The sequence below is a fragment of the Nocardia sp. CA-120079 genome (assembly GCF_050955745.1).
GTDB lineage: Bacteria > Actinomycetota > Actinomycetes > Mycobacteriales > Mycobacteriaceae > Nocardia.
Genome location: NZ_CP192088.1, coordinates 1,851,149 through 1,866,027, shown reverse-complemented (window position 1 = coordinate 1,866,027; position 14,879 = coordinate 1,851,149). Strand labels below are relative to the sequence as shown.

At 66.0% G+C, this 14,879-nt stretch carries 17 protein-coding genes; 11 read left to right on the top strand and 6 right to left on the bottom strand.

Going from position 1 to position 14,879, the window contains the following annotated elements; genetic code table 11:
* Positions 1-321: 321 nt before the first annotated feature.
* From ACQPYR_RS08590 to ACQPYR_RS08570, 5 genes are all read left to right on the top strand, one after another.
* The gene (locus ACQPYR_RS08590) at positions 322-2,109 is read left to right on the top strand and encodes a DEAD/DEAH box helicase (protein WP_433635066.1); all 1,788 of its coding nucleotides are present in this window, start codon (positions 322-324) and stop codon (positions 2,107-2,109) included.
* 227 nt (positions 2,110-2,336) lie between these two features.
* Entirely contained in the window at positions 2,337-3,575 is a 1,239-nt protein-coding gene (locus ACQPYR_RS08585) for an Rv3212 family protein (RefSeq protein ID WP_433629680.1), read from the top strand.
* A gap of 130 nt (positions 3,576-3,705) precedes the next feature.
* Positions 3,706-4,317, top strand: a complete 612-nt coding sequence (locus ACQPYR_RS08580) for an acid phosphatase (protein ID WP_433629677.1) — start codon at positions 3,706-3,708, stop codon at positions 4,315-4,317.
* Positions 4,314-4,805, top strand: a complete 492-nt coding sequence (locus ACQPYR_RS08575) for an N-acetyltransferase family protein (protein ID WP_433629674.1) — start codon at positions 4,314-4,316, stop codon at positions 4,803-4,805. Before ACQPYR_RS08580 ends, ACQPYR_RS08575 begins: the two co-directional genes overlap by 4 nt.
* A 4-nt stretch (positions 4,806-4,809) precedes the next feature.
* Entirely contained in the window at positions 4,810-5,490 is a 681-nt protein-coding gene (locus ACQPYR_RS08570; RefSeq protein ID WP_433629671.1) for an endonuclease V, read from the top strand.
* Positions 5,491-5,496: 6 nt separating this feature from the next.
* Here the strand turns inward: ACQPYR_RS08570 and ACQPYR_RS08565 are convergent, their stop codons facing one another.
* Positions 5,497-5,928: a hypothetical protein gene (locus tag ACQPYR_RS08565; protein ID WP_433525210.1), complete on the bottom strand. Its 432-nt coding sequence runs from the start codon at positions 5,926-5,928 to the stop codon at positions 5,497-5,499.
* A 67-nt stretch (positions 5,929-5,995) separates the two neighbouring features.
* On the opposite strand from ACQPYR_RS08565, the gene ACQPYR_RS08560 reads away from it, so the two are divergent.
* Both ACQPYR_RS08560 and ACQPYR_RS08555 read left to right on the top strand, forming a co-directional pair.
* A complete protein-coding gene (locus tag ACQPYR_RS08560; protein ID WP_433629668.1) occupies positions 5,996-6,940 on the top strand; it encodes a diacylglycerol/lipid kinase family protein in 945 nt (314 codons plus the stop codon).
* A gap of 250 nt (positions 6,941-7,190) precedes the next feature.
* Positions 7,191-7,445: a WhiB family transcriptional regulator gene (locus ACQPYR_RS08555; RefSeq protein WP_011211115.1), complete on the top strand. Its 255-nt coding sequence runs from the start codon at positions 7,191-7,193 to the stop codon at positions 7,443-7,445.
* A gap of 288 nt (positions 7,446-7,733) precedes the next feature.
* Here the strand turns inward: ACQPYR_RS08555 and ACQPYR_RS08550 are convergent, their stop codons facing one another.
* Together ACQPYR_RS08550 and ACQPYR_RS08545 are read right to left on the bottom strand one after the other, a co-directional pair.
* A complete protein-coding gene (locus ACQPYR_RS08550) occupies positions 7,734-9,248 on the bottom strand; it encodes a sensor histidine kinase (RefSeq protein ID WP_063041132.1) in 1,515 nt (504 codons plus the stop codon).
* A gap of 23 nt (positions 9,249-9,271) precedes the next feature.
* A complete protein-coding gene (locus ACQPYR_RS08545; protein WP_040694864.1) occupies positions 9,272-9,487 on the bottom strand; it encodes a biotin/lipoyl-binding carrier protein in 216 nt (71 codons plus the stop codon).
* 90 nt (positions 9,488-9,577) lie between these two features.
* On the opposite strand from ACQPYR_RS08545, the gene ACQPYR_RS08540 reads away from it, so the two are divergent.
* Positions 9,578-9,652 carry a 50S ribosomal protein bL37 gene (locus ACQPYR_RS08540; RefSeq protein WP_095887907.1) on the top strand — a complete coding sequence of 25 codons (75 nt, stop codon included), beginning with the start codon at positions 9,578-9,580 and terminating at the stop codon, positions 9,650-9,652.
* 71 nt (positions 9,653-9,723) lie between these two features.
* Here the strand turns inward: ACQPYR_RS08540 and rsrA are convergent, their stop codons facing one another.
* Positions 9,724-10,005, bottom strand: a complete 282-nt coding sequence (gene rsrA / locus ACQPYR_RS08535) for a mycothiol system anti-sigma-R factor (protein ID WP_433629663.1) — start codon at positions 10,003-10,005, stop codon at positions 9,724-9,726.
* A 156-nt stretch (positions 10,006-10,161) separates the two neighbouring features.
* On the bottom strand, positions 10,162-10,806 hold the full coding sequence (locus ACQPYR_RS08530) for a sigma-70 family RNA polymerase sigma factor (protein WP_433629660.1): 645 nt from the start codon (positions 10,804-10,806) through the stop codon (positions 10,162-10,164).
* Between the two features lie 322 nt (positions 10,807-11,128).
* On the opposite strand from ACQPYR_RS08530, the gene ybaK reads away from it, so the two are divergent.
* Positions 11,129-11,623, top strand: coding sequence for a Cys-tRNA(Pro) deacylase (ybaK, locus tag ACQPYR_RS08525; RefSeq protein WP_433629658.1), 495 nt, complete (start codon positions 11,129-11,131; stop codon positions 11,621-11,623).
* A gap of 104 nt (positions 11,624-11,727) precedes the next feature.
* The gene (locus tag ACQPYR_RS08520) at positions 11,728-12,057 is read left to right on the top strand and encodes a hypothetical protein (RefSeq protein WP_433629655.1); all 330 of its coding nucleotides are present in this window, start codon (positions 11,728-11,730) and stop codon (positions 12,055-12,057) included.
* A gap of 24 nt (positions 12,058-12,081) precedes the next feature.
* On the opposite strand, the gene ACQPYR_RS08515 is transcribed toward ACQPYR_RS08520, so the two are convergent.
* Positions 12,082-12,873: an SOS response-associated peptidase gene (locus tag ACQPYR_RS08515; protein WP_433629652.1), complete on the bottom strand. Its 792-nt coding sequence runs from the start codon at positions 12,871-12,873 to the stop codon at positions 12,082-12,084.
* Positions 12,874-12,966: 93 nt separating this feature from the next.
* On the opposite strand from ACQPYR_RS08515, the gene ACQPYR_RS08510 reads away from it, so the two are divergent.
* Positions 12,967-14,514 carry an aldehyde dehydrogenase family protein gene (locus ACQPYR_RS08510; protein ID WP_433629649.1) on the top strand — a complete coding sequence of 516 codons (1,548 nt, stop codon included), beginning with the start codon at positions 12,967-12,969 and terminating at the stop codon, positions 14,512-14,514.
* Positions 14,515-14,879 lie beyond the last annotated feature (365 nt).

Genomic DNA, 14,879 nt, shown 5'->3' with positions numbered 1-14,879 from the left:
ACGGCAGCGGTCTGTTACGTCGAATTCGAGCCCAGCACAATATCACGCTACAATCTCTGCGGACAACGGAAATTTTCGTCCGTCGAGTCGCCGGATCGTACGGTCGCCCGAGTGTCGCCGACGAGGTTTTCGAAGTCCGGGAATATGTGCGCGCACCAGATCCGCATCACCCTTGCGCCGCGCCGATATCTGCCGAGGTCAGCTGCCGAAACGACGAGCTCCCGCAGACATCAGGGCAGTGGCCGAGGTGAGTATCACAGGCGGATATGTGGTTGTCGCGGGCCGGCCGGTCCGCCCCACACCTCGTGCGCGCGTGACGCGATAACGAGGAAAGGCACGAACCTGAGCAAGATCACTGTCGAACAGGAACCTGGTCTGGCGGATACGCTACTGACCGCCGAACTGGACGAAACCCACACCGCTCCGACATTCGCCGAATTGGGGGTTCGCGATGAAATCGTGCGAGCACTCGGCGAGATCGGAATCGAACGCACATTCGCAATTCAGGAACTGACCCTGCCACTGGCACTCGCCGGCGAAGACCTGATCGGTCAGGCCCGCACGGGTATGGGTAAGACCTTCGGATTCGGTGTGCCGCTGCTGCACCGGATCGCCACCGCCGATACGGGGACGACCCCGCTGGACGGCACCCCGCGGGCACTGATCATCGTGCCGACGCGCGAACTCTGCATCCAGGTCACCCAGGATCTGGAGAACGCGAGCAAGTACCTGAAGAACCACCAGGGCCAGCTGCGTGTGCTCTCGATTTACGGCGGCCGCCCGTACGAGTCCCAGATCGCCGCGCTGCGCTCCGGTGTGGACGTCGTCGTCGGTACGCCCGGCCGACTCATGGACCTGGCCGATCAGGGCCATCTGATCCTCGGCAAGATCGGCGTGCTCGTCCTGGACGAGGCCGACGAAATGCTGGACCTGGGCTTCCTACCCGATATCGAACGCATTCTCGGCATGGTTCCGACGCAGCGCCAGACCATGCTGTTCTCGGCCACCATGCCGGGCCCGATCATCACCCTGGCCCGGACCTTCCTGACCAGGCCGACGCATATCCGCGCCGAGGAACCGCACGATTCCGCCGTGCACGACCGCACCGCGCAGTTCGTCTACCGTGCGCACGCGCTGGACAAGAGCGAGCTGGTCGCCAAGGTGCTGCAGGCCGAGAGCCGCGGCGCGACCATGATCTTCACCCGGACCAAGCGCACCGCGCAGAAGGTCGCCGATGATCTGGCCGACCGCGGCTTCGCCGTCGGCGCCGTACACGGTGACCTCGGGCAGATCGCTCGGGAGAAGGCGCTCACCAAGTTCCGCAAGGGCGCCATCAATGTGCTGGTCGCGACCGATGTCGCGGCGCGCGGCATCGATATCGACGATGTCACCCACGTCATCAACTACCAGTGCCCGGAGGACGAGAAGACCTACGTGCACCGGATCGGGCGCACCGGCCGGGCCGGCCGCACCGGTGTCGCGGTGACGCTGATCGACTGGGACGAACTGAACCGCTGGGCGTCCATCGACACCGCCCTCGGTCTCGGCATCCCGGATCCGGTCGAAACCTATTCGCGGTCCCCGCACCTGTTCTCCGACCTCGGCATTCCGGAGGGTGTGACCGGCACGATCCGCAAGCCGAAGCCGGTCCGCGACGAGGACGCCGAGGTGGTCGAGCGCCCCGCTCGCACGCCACGCAAGCGCAATCGTCGCCGCACCCGCGCGGGTCAGCCGATCGACGGCGAAACCAACGGCATCGAGACCGATGAAGCCGAAACCGAAACCCCCGCAGCCCCGCTCGACGATGCGACCGACGATGAGACGGCGGACAAGCCCGCGCGTCGCCGCCGTCGCCGCCGCAGGTCCGCCGGTGCCACCGAAGACGGCACCGAGAACGGCACCGAGTCGAAAGACAACGGAGACAACGGAAACGGCGTGACCGCCGAGTCGGACTCGGACAGCGATTCCGATGACGCCGAAACCACCGATCAGCCCGCACGCCGTCGGCGCCGCCGTCGCAAGCCCGCGGGCGAGGCGGGCGCAGGCGAAGCGGCTGCCGGCGAAGCGACCGCGGACACCGCTCCCGAAACGGTGACCGCCTCGGCATAGTCCGATACACGGGCGCGTCTGTCATGGACAGGCGCGCCCGTGGCGTCTCAGCCGCGGCGACGCGGACGCGTCCGATGCACGGTCGCCTGGCTCGCGGCAACGGGTCGCCGAACGTGGAAATACCGGCAGGTGAGCGCCATTGAAAGCGGCTGCGGCCGTCATACGTCGGCGAACGTCCACGCGAGACCGATCGCATCCCCCGGGCGACACGTTGTAGTCTCGCAAACGTGCTCGCACCCGAGCGGCGAACGCGCGCCGACATCATCTCCGCAGTCGCGATCGCCGTGGTCGTGGTGATCGCGGCGGCGGTCGTGTGGGCGCGCAGTGATGCCAGGGGGACCGAATCGGTGACGGCGGAACATCCGGTTTCCACTCCCGCGGCCGCCGATCAGGTTCCGACGAGCCTGCGCGAACTGTGGCATGCGCCGGACCCCGCGGCGAACCGGGCGCTGGTGGCCGCGGGCACGGTCGTGACAGGCGCGGATGGCACGGTCACCGGACACGATCCGCGTACCGGTGCGCAAGTGTGGCACTACCGGCGCGACCTACCCCTGTGCGGCGTGGAGTCGCAGTTCGGCACGGTGATCGCGGTGTACAAGGATCAGCGCGGCTGCAGCCAGGCCACGCTGCTGGCCGGTGAGGACGGTTCCCGCCGGACCGCCCGCAGCAGCTATATGGACCCGACCGTGCAGCTATCGGTCGACGGCACCTATGTGCTGGCCCAGGGCCCGCGGCGGCTGGAGATGTGGCGCTCGGATCTGGTGCGCACCCTCGAATACGGTTACGTCGACGCACCCGTGAACGTGAAAACCCAACCGCGCAAGGGCTGCAAGCTGATCTCGTCGAGTTCGAGCTCCACCCGGCTCGCCGTCCTCGAACGTTGCCCCGAAGATCCGTCCAACCGGCTGAGCGTGCTCAATCCGGCGCCGAAGGACAATACGGTGCCCGAGGAGTACGGCTCGCATGTGCTCAACGGATCCGGTGCGGACTCTGCCGACGGGCGGGTAATCGCGGTGTCCGACAACCGAATCGTGCTCTACCTGCCGGATACGCCCGCGACCGCGACCGCCGAGGCGATTTCACCGCGGCTGGAGGTCTTCGACGGCACCGGGAATGCGCTTGTGGTGCACCAACTTTCCGCACCGCTGAGCGATAAGACGACAACCACTCGGATCAGTTCGCTGTTCCTGGTATTCACCGGCAACAGCCTGATCGCCTTGAACGCGGGCACTTTCGATCCGATCTGGGCCGCCCCCGGCGCACTCGGCAGTCCCGTCTTCATGGCGGGCCGACTACTCGTGCCGGTCGATGGCGCCATCGCGGTCCTCGATCCCACTTCGGGCACCGAGGTGTCGCGCATTCCGGTTGCCCGCCCCGGCTACGACGGCTCGCCCATCTCGCTGGCCGTCCTCGGCACAACCGTGCTGGAAAGACGTGGCGCCGAGATGTTCGCACTGGGCTCGTGATTACTGATTTAGTAAGAACATGGGTAACTCATCGGGAACGCCCAAAAACCCGGCCGCACCTACTGCCGGCCAGGCAAATGACGATCGAGGCACTGACGACCGGCAAAGGATTCGGGGCGGCGGACTAGCCATGTCCGCACGCGACGACGCCCGACTGGTCCTGCTCCGGCACGGCGAAACCACCTGGTCCAGCCAGCGGCGCCACACCGGCCGCACCGATCTGCCGCTCACCGAGCGCGGTGCGGAGCAGGCTCGCGCCGCGGGCGGGCTACTCGGCGAGCTGAAGCTGCGCGACCCGCTGGTGCTCACCAGTCCGCGTCATCGCGCGGTGCGCACGGCGGCGCTCGCGGGGCTGACCGATACCGTCGTCGACGACGATCTGGCCGAATGGGATTACGGCGACTACGAGGGGCAGACCTCCGTCGAGATCCGTGCGCACGATCCCGGCTGGACCATCTGGACCGGAGTCGTGCCGGGCGGCGAGACGGCCGCACAGGTCAGTGCGCGTGCCGATCGGGTGCTGGCATCGGTCGAACCCGCACTGGCGGACCGGGATATCGTGCTGGTCGGCCACGGTCATTTCTCCCGGGCGCTGATCGCCCGCTGGGCCGAGCTGGATATCCGGGAGGGGCGGCGCTTCGCCATGTCGACCGCCGCGATCACCGTGCTCGGTTACGAACACGACGACCGAACCATCCTGGCGCACAACCTAGTTCCCGCAAACCATGGAGCCGCACTATGACCCGCACCGGCCAGATCCGACGCGCCACCCCCGCCGATGTACCCGCCATGCTCGGCCTGGTCGAGGATCTCGCCGAGTACGAGAAGTCCCGCGCGGAGTGCACGCTCACCGCCGAGCAACTCGACACCGCGCTGTTCGGGCCGTCGCCCGCGGTTTTCGCCCACGTCGTCGAAGACGAAACCGGTGTGGTCGGCTGCGCGATCTGGTTCCTGAACTACTCCACCTGGACCGGCGTACACGGCATCTACCTGGAGGACCTGTACGTCAAACCGGAGACCCGCGGCAAGGGTTACGGCAAGGCGCTGCTGGCGGCGCTCGCCGAGGAGGCCGCCGCCAAGGGCTACAGCCGGGTCGACTGGGCCGTGCTGACCTGGAATACGCCCGCCATCGAGTTCTACAAATCCATCGACGCCGAACCGCAGAACGAATGGGTCGGCTACCGGCTCACCGGCGCGGCCATCGATAAGCTCGCCGCCGAAGCCTGGTGAGCGCGTGAGGGTTACCGCCCCCACGGATTGGCCGACCACCGCGGACGAGGCCATGGCGATCCAGGATGCGTTGCGGCCATTGGTGATTACGACCGACCCACATAAACCGCATTTCCGCACCGTGGCCGGACTCGATTCCGCCTACGACGACGAAACCGGGATCGCCGCCGCAGCCGTCGTCGTATTGGACAGTGCCACACTGGGTCCCGTCGATACCGCGGTAGCGCACGGCTCGGTCACCTTCCCTTACGTGCCGGGCCTGCTGTCCTTCCGTGAACTGCCGATAACCCTCACGGCACTCGAAAAGCTCGGTACCACACCGGATCTGCTGATCTGCGACGGCCATGGACTCGCACATCCGCGCCGCTTCGGCTTGGCCTGCCACGTCGGAATCCTCACGGGCACACCGACGATCGGCGTAGCCAAGACACCGTGGGGCGACTACGCCGAGCCCGGTCCGGAGCGCGGCGCAGGCAGCGATATCGCGATCGACGGCGAAGTCGTCGGGCGCGCGCTGCGCACGCGGCGCGGCGTCAAACCGGTCTTCGTCTCGGTCGGACATCTCATCGACCTGGACACCGCATGCACCCAGGTGCTCGCGCTCACCCCGCGCTACCGTCAGCCGGAAACCACCCGCCGGGCCGATCACCTGTGCCGTCAGGCACTTCGCGCCGTCACCGCCTGATCCCGGTTACTTCGATTCCGGTTCGATCCCGTACACCTCAGCCATCCAGCGATTCGACGCGGGCGCGAACAAGAACACCAGCGCGCCCACCACGACCAGGCCGAGCAGCGCGCCGAGCACCGGTTGATGCGAATCGGTCAGCAGCGACCAGGTCACCGGAAGCAGCAGCACCTGTGCGATCACGGCGATGGCACGGCCCCATCGGTGCCCGAGAAAAAGTCCGATCCCGGCCGCGAGCACCGCGCCGCCGAGAATCCCGAACCACGCGGCGGTGCCGTATCCGCTCGCGGCGCTCTGATCGTGTCCGAGCAGGCCACGCACGATCAGCACGATCGCCACGACCACGGCCACCGCCCCCTCCAGGGCGACCAATCCGCCCGCACCGCGCACCGTCGCGGGCACACCCGCCGAAACCTCGTCTTTGCCGCTGTCCGCCACGTGGCCAAGCCTAGAACGCACTCGGCGGCTTTTCGGACCGGGCCGTGCGCCGATTAGGCTGCCGAAGGTGCGGACGTTGCTGATCGTGAATCCGAATGCCACCTCGACTACGCCGGCGACGCGGGACCTGCTGGCGCACGCGTTGGAGAGCCGGACTCAGCTGACCGTCGCGCATACCCAGCACCGCGGCCACGCGGCGGAATTGGCGCAGTGGGCAGCAACCAACGAGATGGACCTGATCGTCGTGCACGGCGGCGATGGGACGGTCAACGAGACCATCAACGGCTTTCTGCCGCTGCCCCAGGTCGACGACGGACAGGCCTGGCTGCCGCGCCTCGGCGTGATTCCGGGCGGCTCGGCGAATGTGTTCGCGCGTGCCCTCGGCATCTCTCCGGATCCGGTGACCGCAACCAACCAGCTCATCGATCTGCTCACCCTCGACCACGACCGCAAAATCGGGCTCGGCCTCGCCGATGACCGTTGGTTCGGCTTCAGCGCCGGTGTCGGCCTCGACGCCGATGTCTGCGAAGCGATCGACAACAGTCGCGCCAACGGCCATGCCGCCACCCCCGGCCGCTACGTTCGCACCACTGTCCGACAGTTTTTCAAGTCGAAGCGCAAGGAGCCCAGCGTCCGGATCGAGATCCCGGGATTCGACCCCATCAGTGAGGTCCATTACGCCTTCGTAACGAACGCCAGCCCATGGACCTACCTGAACGCCACCCCGGTGCACACCAACCCCGGTACCGCCTTCGAAACCGGTCTCGGCGTGTTTGCCGTGCGGTCGATGTCGGTGGTATCCACCCTGCTGCTCGCCAGGCAGCTTCTCGCGGCCAATGGAAATCCCAAGTCCCGCAACCTATTTCGTGAGGACGATGTGCCGTCCGTGCACATCGAGGCCAGTGAGCCGATCGGCCTGCAAATCGACGGCGACTTTATCGGAAAACGCAACATGGTGGATTTCACAGCCGTGCCCGATGTGCTCGAGGTCGTCGCTCCCCGCCCGAAATGAGCACGAAACGCGCGAAAAAACTCGGTGTTGTGCTGCGAAAACCGGGTAGAGCGAGTACAAAGGACCGGGCAGGTTCCCCAAGGGGTTCCTTGAGAGCGTGAGCTTCCCCACGGTGCACCGGATACCTATTGACATCTACGGTGTTCGTGAAAGCATTCACAAGCAACCGTGCGGAAACATTCGAGTCGCACAAGTGAACGATCCACAAACCATAGGCGCCCTTTGCGGCGCCCAGCAAAGGAGCAGAGGAATGGACTGGCGCCACAAGGCCATCTGTCGCGATGAGGACCCCGAGCTGTTCTTCCCGGTGGGTAACAGTGGTCCGGCGCTCGCGCAGATTGCCGATGCCAAGCTGGTCTGCGCTCGCTGCCCCGTTACCGCTGACTGCCTGTCCTGGGCCCTGAAGTCCGGGCAGGATGCCGGCGTGTGGGGCGGTATGAGCGAGGACGAACGTCGGGCGCTCAAGCGTCGCAACGCCCGCACGCGCACCCGCACCGTCGTCTAGTAGGACGACCAGCGTTACCGGACCTCTCAGCCCGGCCCGGTAACGCAGTCAAGCCCGGCACTCAGGTGCCGGGCTATTTTGTGTCTGTGTCTAATTGCGGCGCCTGCGGCGCCGCGTGTTCGCGGCCCCTGGATGTCTCGCGTCCGAGTGGCCGAGACTCGCGCCTGCGGCGCATGCGCTTCGACCACTCGGACGCGAGACGGGCCGCGAACGTCGCTCGTAAGACTCGCTCCGTGGTGGTCAGGTGTGCGTGAAAGATGAGTCTTATTGCTTGCCAGGCGAATTCGACTAACGCCCGGAGCGGCGACCCAATGGGACTCGCAGCACTGCGTCGGTGCCTATGTCGGCGCCGGGGTGCAGGCCGATGGAGCCGCCGAGTTCGGCAGTGACCAGGGTGCGCACGATCTGCAGGCCGAGGCGGTCGGAGGATTCCAGGCTGAAACCCGGCGGCAGGCCGCGGCCGTCATCGCTGATGATCACGTCCAGCCAGCGCGCCGAACGCTCGGAACGGATTGTCACCGTGCCGTTTTCGCCGGAATCGAAGGCGTGCTCGATGGCGTTCTGCACCAGTTCGGTGAGCACCATCACCAGCGGGGTGGCACGTTCGGCGGAGAACACGCCGAGCGAACCCGCCCGGCGCACTTTGATTCTCGCGGTGTGCACGGTCGCGACATCGGCCATGATCGGCAGCAGCCGGTCCACGACTTCGTCGAGATCGACCTCTTCATCCACCGACATCGACAGCATCTCGTGCACCGAGGCGATCGAGGTGACCCGGCGCACCGATTCGGTCAGCGCGACCTGCGCCTCCTCGTTCTCGGTTCGGCGCGCCTGCAACCGCAGCAGCGCGGCGACGGTCTGCAGATTGTTCTTCACCCGGTGGTGGATCTCACGGATGGTCGCGTCCTTGCTGAGCAGCGCGCGGTCGCGGCGCTTGACCTCGGTGACGTCGCGGACCAGCACCGCGGCCCCGGCCAGTTCCCCGTGCGGGCGCAGCACCAGGGTGCGCAGCAGCACGGTCGCGCCGCGCGCCTCGACCTCCATGCGACGCCCGGTGCGGCCGGCCAGGGCGGCCTGGATATCGCCGACGACCTCCTGGGCGTCGAACGGATCGGTGATCAGCGATCGGGTGGTGACGGCCAGATCCTGACCGGCCAGATCCGACTGCAGCCCCATCCGGTGATACGCCGACAGCGCGTTCGGGCTGGCGTAGACGACGATGCCCTCGGTATCGAGCCGGATGAAGCCGTCGCCCGCACGCGGACTGGAGTGCGTCGCGGCGCGGTCCTCGGTGGTCGGGAAGGTGCCGTCGGCGATCATCTGGCACAGATCGTCGGCGCAGGCGACATAGGCGATCTCCAGCGTGCTGCGCACGCGCGAGCGCTGCAGATCGGTATCGCGGCTGAGCACCGCGATGACATCGTCGCCGCAGCGCACCGGAATGGCCTCGCGGATGGCGTGCACCGGATGCGGATGGTAGACGCCCTCGGCCTCGATATCACTGTCCGCGCGCACGATCTTGCCGGTCATCAGCGCGTCGAACACCTGCGGATGATCGGTCTGCAACGCGGTTCCACCGACCCGGTCCTCCGGATGGACAGTGGGCGCGGTCGTCGGGCGACACTGTGCCACGCAGACGATATCGGCGCCGTCGGCGATCGGTCCCGCACCGACCCACAGCAGCAGATCCGCGAAGGACAGATCGGCGAGCAGTTGCCAATCGCCGACCACTCGCTGCAGATGGTCCACGGCGACGCCGGGTAGGTCGGTGTGTTCGGCCAGCAGCTCACTCAGTGTCGCCATTTTCGATCTACCCGCTTCAGAAGTTAAGAGATGACGGCGATCAGGTGCCCGGCCTTGATCGCATCGCCCTCTTTGACGCCGATCGAGGTAACCGTGCCACCGCTCTCGGCGAGCACCGGGATCTCCATTTTCATCGACTCGAGGATCACCAGGGTGTCGCCCTCGTGTACCTCGTCACCCTCGGCAACGACCACCTGCTGCACGACCGACACCAGCTCCGAGAGCACTTCCTCCGCCATGACACCTCATCCACTCGTTCGCCCGTATCCGCTGAAGCTACAGCCAACCACACATGAAACAATGGCCTTCAATCAGAAGGGAGACTACCTATGGGTAAGCGTGGTCGTAAGAAGCGCAGCCGCAAGGGAAGCGCGGCCAACCACGGCAAGCGTCCTAACGCCTGAGCCGTAACAGACGAAAAACACCGAGGGCCATGATCTTCCGTAGGCACTCGGTGTTTTTTCTGTTTCCGGAACTACTCGGTGGTCTCGACCCGCGTGACCGTGACGGATCGGCGGATTTGCAGACTCAGCCGATCGCGCAGTGAATCCGGCGCCCGATCGCCGCCGCACTTGCGGCTCAGCAGGCTCTTGATCTTCTCCTCGATGCCGTAGGCCTCGATGCACGGTGAGCAGTGATCCATGTGGTGCTGCAGGCGGGCCCGGGTGGCGTCGTCACATTCACCGTCGAGCATGAGCCAGACATCGGCGAGCACAGCCGTGCAGTCCAACTCCATATCGGGGTCACGCTCCGTCACGACTGCACCTCGCTGGCGCTCGGTTCCGTCGCACCGGAAGGTGCTGTGCCTTTGATTCGCTCGCTACGCTCGCTCATGACTCCACCTCGCTGGCGCTCGGCTCCGCCATGACCGAGCGATGCTCGGCTGTGCCTATTGTCCGCTCGCTACGCTCGCTCATGCCTGCTTGACCTCCTGGCGTTCCGCGCCGTTGCGGTTGAATCCACGTTCGCGCGCCACATCGGCGAGCAATCCTTTGAGCTGCTTGCGGCCGCGATGCAGCCGGGACATCACCGTACCGATGGGGGTGCCCATGATGTCGGCGATTTCCTTATATGGGAAACCCTCGACATCCGCGTAGTACACCGCCATCCGGAATTCCTCCGGCAGTTCCTGCAGTGCGGCCTTGATGTCGTCGTCCGGCAGCGCGTCCAGCGCCTCCACCTCGGCCGAACGCAGCCCGGTCGAAGTGTGCTCGGCGGTGGCGGCGAGCTGCCAGTCGGTGATCTCGTCGGTCGGATACTGCGCGGGCTGGCGCTGCTTCTTGCGGTAGGAGTTGATGTAGGTGTTGGTCAGGATCCGGTAGAGCCAGGCACGCAGATTGGTGCCCTCCTTGAAGGATTTGAAGCCCTGGAACGCCTTGACGTAGGTCTCCTGCACCAAATCCTCGGCATCGGCCGGATTCCGGGTCATGCGCAGCGCGGCACCGTAGAGCTGGTCGAGCAGCGGGAGCGCATCGCGCTCGAATCGCTGCACCAGCTCGGTATCGTCGACCGCGGCGCCGACCGCACCGTCGGTCACCACGTCATCGTCGCTCGTCACACCAATCCCTTCGATCGCCGTACCTGCCAAATCTACAGGCGTGACCAGATCGAGTGAGAACTGAGAGTCCCCCGCGGTGCTCTCGACGCGCCCGGAGGCGGTAGCGGAGCGTAACCACGTAGGGCGCCGGGAGCGCCGCCAATCGGACACCTGCGACGTCACCGGGCGTTCTTCGAGCAGAACCGGCACCGACCTCTCCTTCACGTCGTACAACCGCCGAGCGGCTTCCGTATCGCATGCAACATGTCCGTGCTCGCCTGTGTTCCCATAGCGAACCCCCGCACCGAAAAACGCGTTGCGGACCGCCATTAGGGTGACCGGCATGGCAGGAGCCTCGACCCCGGCGATCCGCACTCTGGCCAAGGCCGGTGTGGCCCACCGCGTGCACGCGTACAAGCACGATCCGCGTGCCGACTCCTACGGCACCGAGGCGGTCGACGCACTCGCCGCCGAGGTCGGGGTGACGGCGGCGCAGATCTTCAAAACGCTGGTGATCGAATTGTCGACCGGCGCGCTCGCAGTCGCGGTGCTACCGGTGCCGAATACCTTGTCGCTCAAGGCGGCTGCCGCGGCGCTCGGTGCGCCCAAGGCGGCCATGGCGGATAAGGCGAAGGCCGAGCGAATCACTGGTTACGTACTCGGCGGCATCTCCCCACTGGGCCAGCGCAAGCTGCTGCCCACCGTGGTCGATGCCTCGGCATTGGCCTGGGACCGCATGCTTTGCAGCGCGGGAAGGCGCGGATTGGAGATCGAATTGGCACCGGCGGACCTTGTCCGACTCACCGATGCAGTAACCGCACCAGTCACATCCGTATAAATCCGCACCACATCAGCAACATTTGTGCGTTACTGAACGGGCCCAGATCGTCCGACTCGAGGATGTGATGTGAAATGTCCGCGCGCCAGCGATTGTGCAGCACCGTGATCGTCACCCTGTTCGGAGTTCTCCTGCTCACCAACGGCCCGGTCGCGCTGCTAGCGCCCACGGCCACCGCCGCACCTGGCAGCCCCCTGGTGATCGACGTCAACGACTTCCCGTTCGACGAACATGTCGTTGACGACGGGCCGAAGAAGAACAACAACCCGACGAAGGATGAGAAGGCCGACAAGGCCGAGAAGTTGGGCGGCGGCGTCGCAGGCAAGGTCATCGACCTGGGCGGCGGCGTGGCTCGCAAAGTCATCGACCTGGGCGGCGGTATCGCCAAGTGCGTGCTGAATATCGTGACGAACAGCGTGAAGTGCCAGCTGTGAGTCGATGAACGGCGGGCCGGGCGATCACAGCAAGCTGATCTGCCCGGCCTTTTCCGTACCGGGCCGAGTGTCCAACGGCGCCAACAACTCAGGGCCGTTATTGCGCACACTGTTGACCAGCGACGAGACCGGACGCGCCACAATGCCCGCCACCGATTCCTCGGTCGGCGTCTCGAGCAGCGTGGCCGGTGCCGGATGATCCGGATCCAGCCAGGCCGCCCAATTCGCTTGCGGCATGGGCAGCGGCATCCGATCGTGGATGCGGGTGAGCTCACCGACGGCGTCGGTGGTCAGGATGGTGCACGACAGCAGCGGTTCGCTGTCCTGTTGCGAACGGTCCCGCCACACCGACCACAATCCGGCCATATACAGCCGTGAGCCATCGGCATTCGCCATGAAGTACGGATGCTTCGCGACCTTGCCCTTGGCCCCGGCATCCGGTTCGACCAACCACTCGTACCAGCCGTCCATCGGAACCAGACAGCGGCGATACTTCACCGCATCGCGGAACGACGGCGTGGTCGCTGCCTTGTCGGCGCGGGCATTGAACAGCGGTTTGCCCTTGACCGGCACGCCGGGTTCGGCGGCCTTGGTCCAGACCGGGATCAGGCCCCAGCGCATCCGCCGGACGCGCAACCTGGGGTCGTCGTCGGGGTGGCCGTGCTCATGGCGCTCCACCACGGTCAGCACCTGGGTGGTCGGTGCCACGTTGTAGTTGGCGGAACCGCCGTTGTCAACGGCCGGCGTCTCGTCGATGGCGTCCAGTTCGGCGGCGAGCCGACCGGGATCGGTAGTTGTCGCATATCTGCCGCACATATCTCGATACTTCCACGCGGCGCCGACAGACTCGGGAAGAATTGACGGGAGGGGTGACCTGGTGAGAGTTGTGGCATAGCATCATCTCAGAGAATGGTCGTTAACTTATTTCGGCAAGAGGAGAGACCAACCGTGACAACCATCGAGACCACCCCAGCGGCGCCACAGACGGCGCTGACATCGGTCGATCCGGCCACCGGAGAGGTCATCGCCACCCACACCATCGCGGATGCGGACGCGGTGCGCGCCGCCGTCGCCAAGGCCCGTACCGCCGCCGCCACCTGGGGCGCACTGAGCTTCGACGAGCGGCGCAAACATCTGCTGCGCTGGTCGAGCCAGTTGGTCGCGGACTCCGCGGAGTTGACCGCGCTCATCCACAAGGAGAACGGCAAGCCACTCGACGACGCGTTCCTGGAGTTGATGCTCGCGCTCGAGCACATCGCCTGGGCGGCCAAGAACGCCAAGAAGGTGCTGTCGCCGAAGAAGATCTTCCCCGGCGCGTTGATGGCGAACTTCTCCGCGCGATTGGAGCAGCGTCCGCTCGGTGTCATCGGCGTGATCGGCCCGTGGAACTATCCGGTCTATACCCCGAACGGCTCCATCGCCTATGCCCTGGCCGCGGGCAATACCGTCGTCTTCAAGCCGAGCGAATTCTCCACCGGCATCGGCAATTTCCTCTCCGACGCGTTCAAGAAGGCCAATCCGGAGCTGCCCGAAGGCGTCTTCGAGACGGTCAATGGTTACGGCGCGACCGGCGCAGCGCTGGTTCAGGCGGGGGTGGACAAGATCGCGTTCACCGGCTCCACCGCGACCGGCAAGAAGATCATGGCCGCGGCCGCCGAATCGCTGACCCCGGTGCTGCTGGAATGCGGCGGTAAGGATGCGGTGATCGTCGCGGGCGATGCCGATGTGAAGGCCGCGGCCGATGCGGTCGCCTGGGGCGCCACCGCCAACAGTGGCCAGACCTGCGCCGGTGTGGAGCGGGTTTATGTGGACCGCTCGGTGCGCGACGAATTCGTCGCCGAGGTCGAGCGCATTCTGACCGACATCAAGCCGGGCTCGGACGCCGATGCTTCCTACGGTCCGATGACCATGCCCAGCCAGATCGATATCGTGCGGCGCCATATCGATGACGCGCTGAAGAACGGCGGCACCGCGGTGCTCGGCGGGCCGGAGTCGGTCAAGGGTCCGTTCATCGAGCCGGTCGTGCTGGTCGATGTGGACGAGAACTCCGAGGCTGTGGCCGAGGAGACCTTCGGCCCGACCGTCACCATTCGCACAGTGGACGGCGTCGACGAAGCGGTCGAGCTGGCGAACAAGTCCAAATACGGCCTGTCCTCGGCGGTCTACTCGAAGAAGAACGGCCTGGAGATCGCGCGCAGGCTGCGCGTCGGCGCGACCTCGGTGAACTCCGTACTCGCCTTCGCCGCCATCGCGGGGCTGCCCTTCGGCGGTGTCGGCGATTCCGGAATCGGGCGCATCCACGGCGAGCCCGGCCTGCGCGAATTCGCCCGGCCGCATTCGATCGCGGTGCAGCGCTTCGCGATTCCCGGCATGGCACTGCTCAGCTACTCGCGTACCCAGTCCACCATGAAGCTGCTGCGTCGCATGGTCCCGATCCTGCACGGACGCCACAAGTAGCTTCGGCCCTGGGCTCGCATGTCGGACGAGCCCCCGCACACTGCCGACTCACAACGGAGCGAGTCTACGACCGACCACCACGGAGAGAGTCTTACGAACGACCCGTTCACGACCCGCCTCACGTCCGAGAGGCCGAAACGAACACACCGCACCCGCAGGACTCGACCACCCGTCGCGTACCTCGGTGGCCGAACGATCCACCACCGGTGATCACCACGGAGCGAGTCTTACGAGCGACCCGTTCACGACCCGTCTCGCGTCCGAGCCGTCGAAGCGCATGCGCTGGAGGTGGGGGCCTCGACCGTCCGGCGCGTACGCATCGGTGCCGAACGATCCGCTATCGGTGACCACCACGGAGCGAGTCT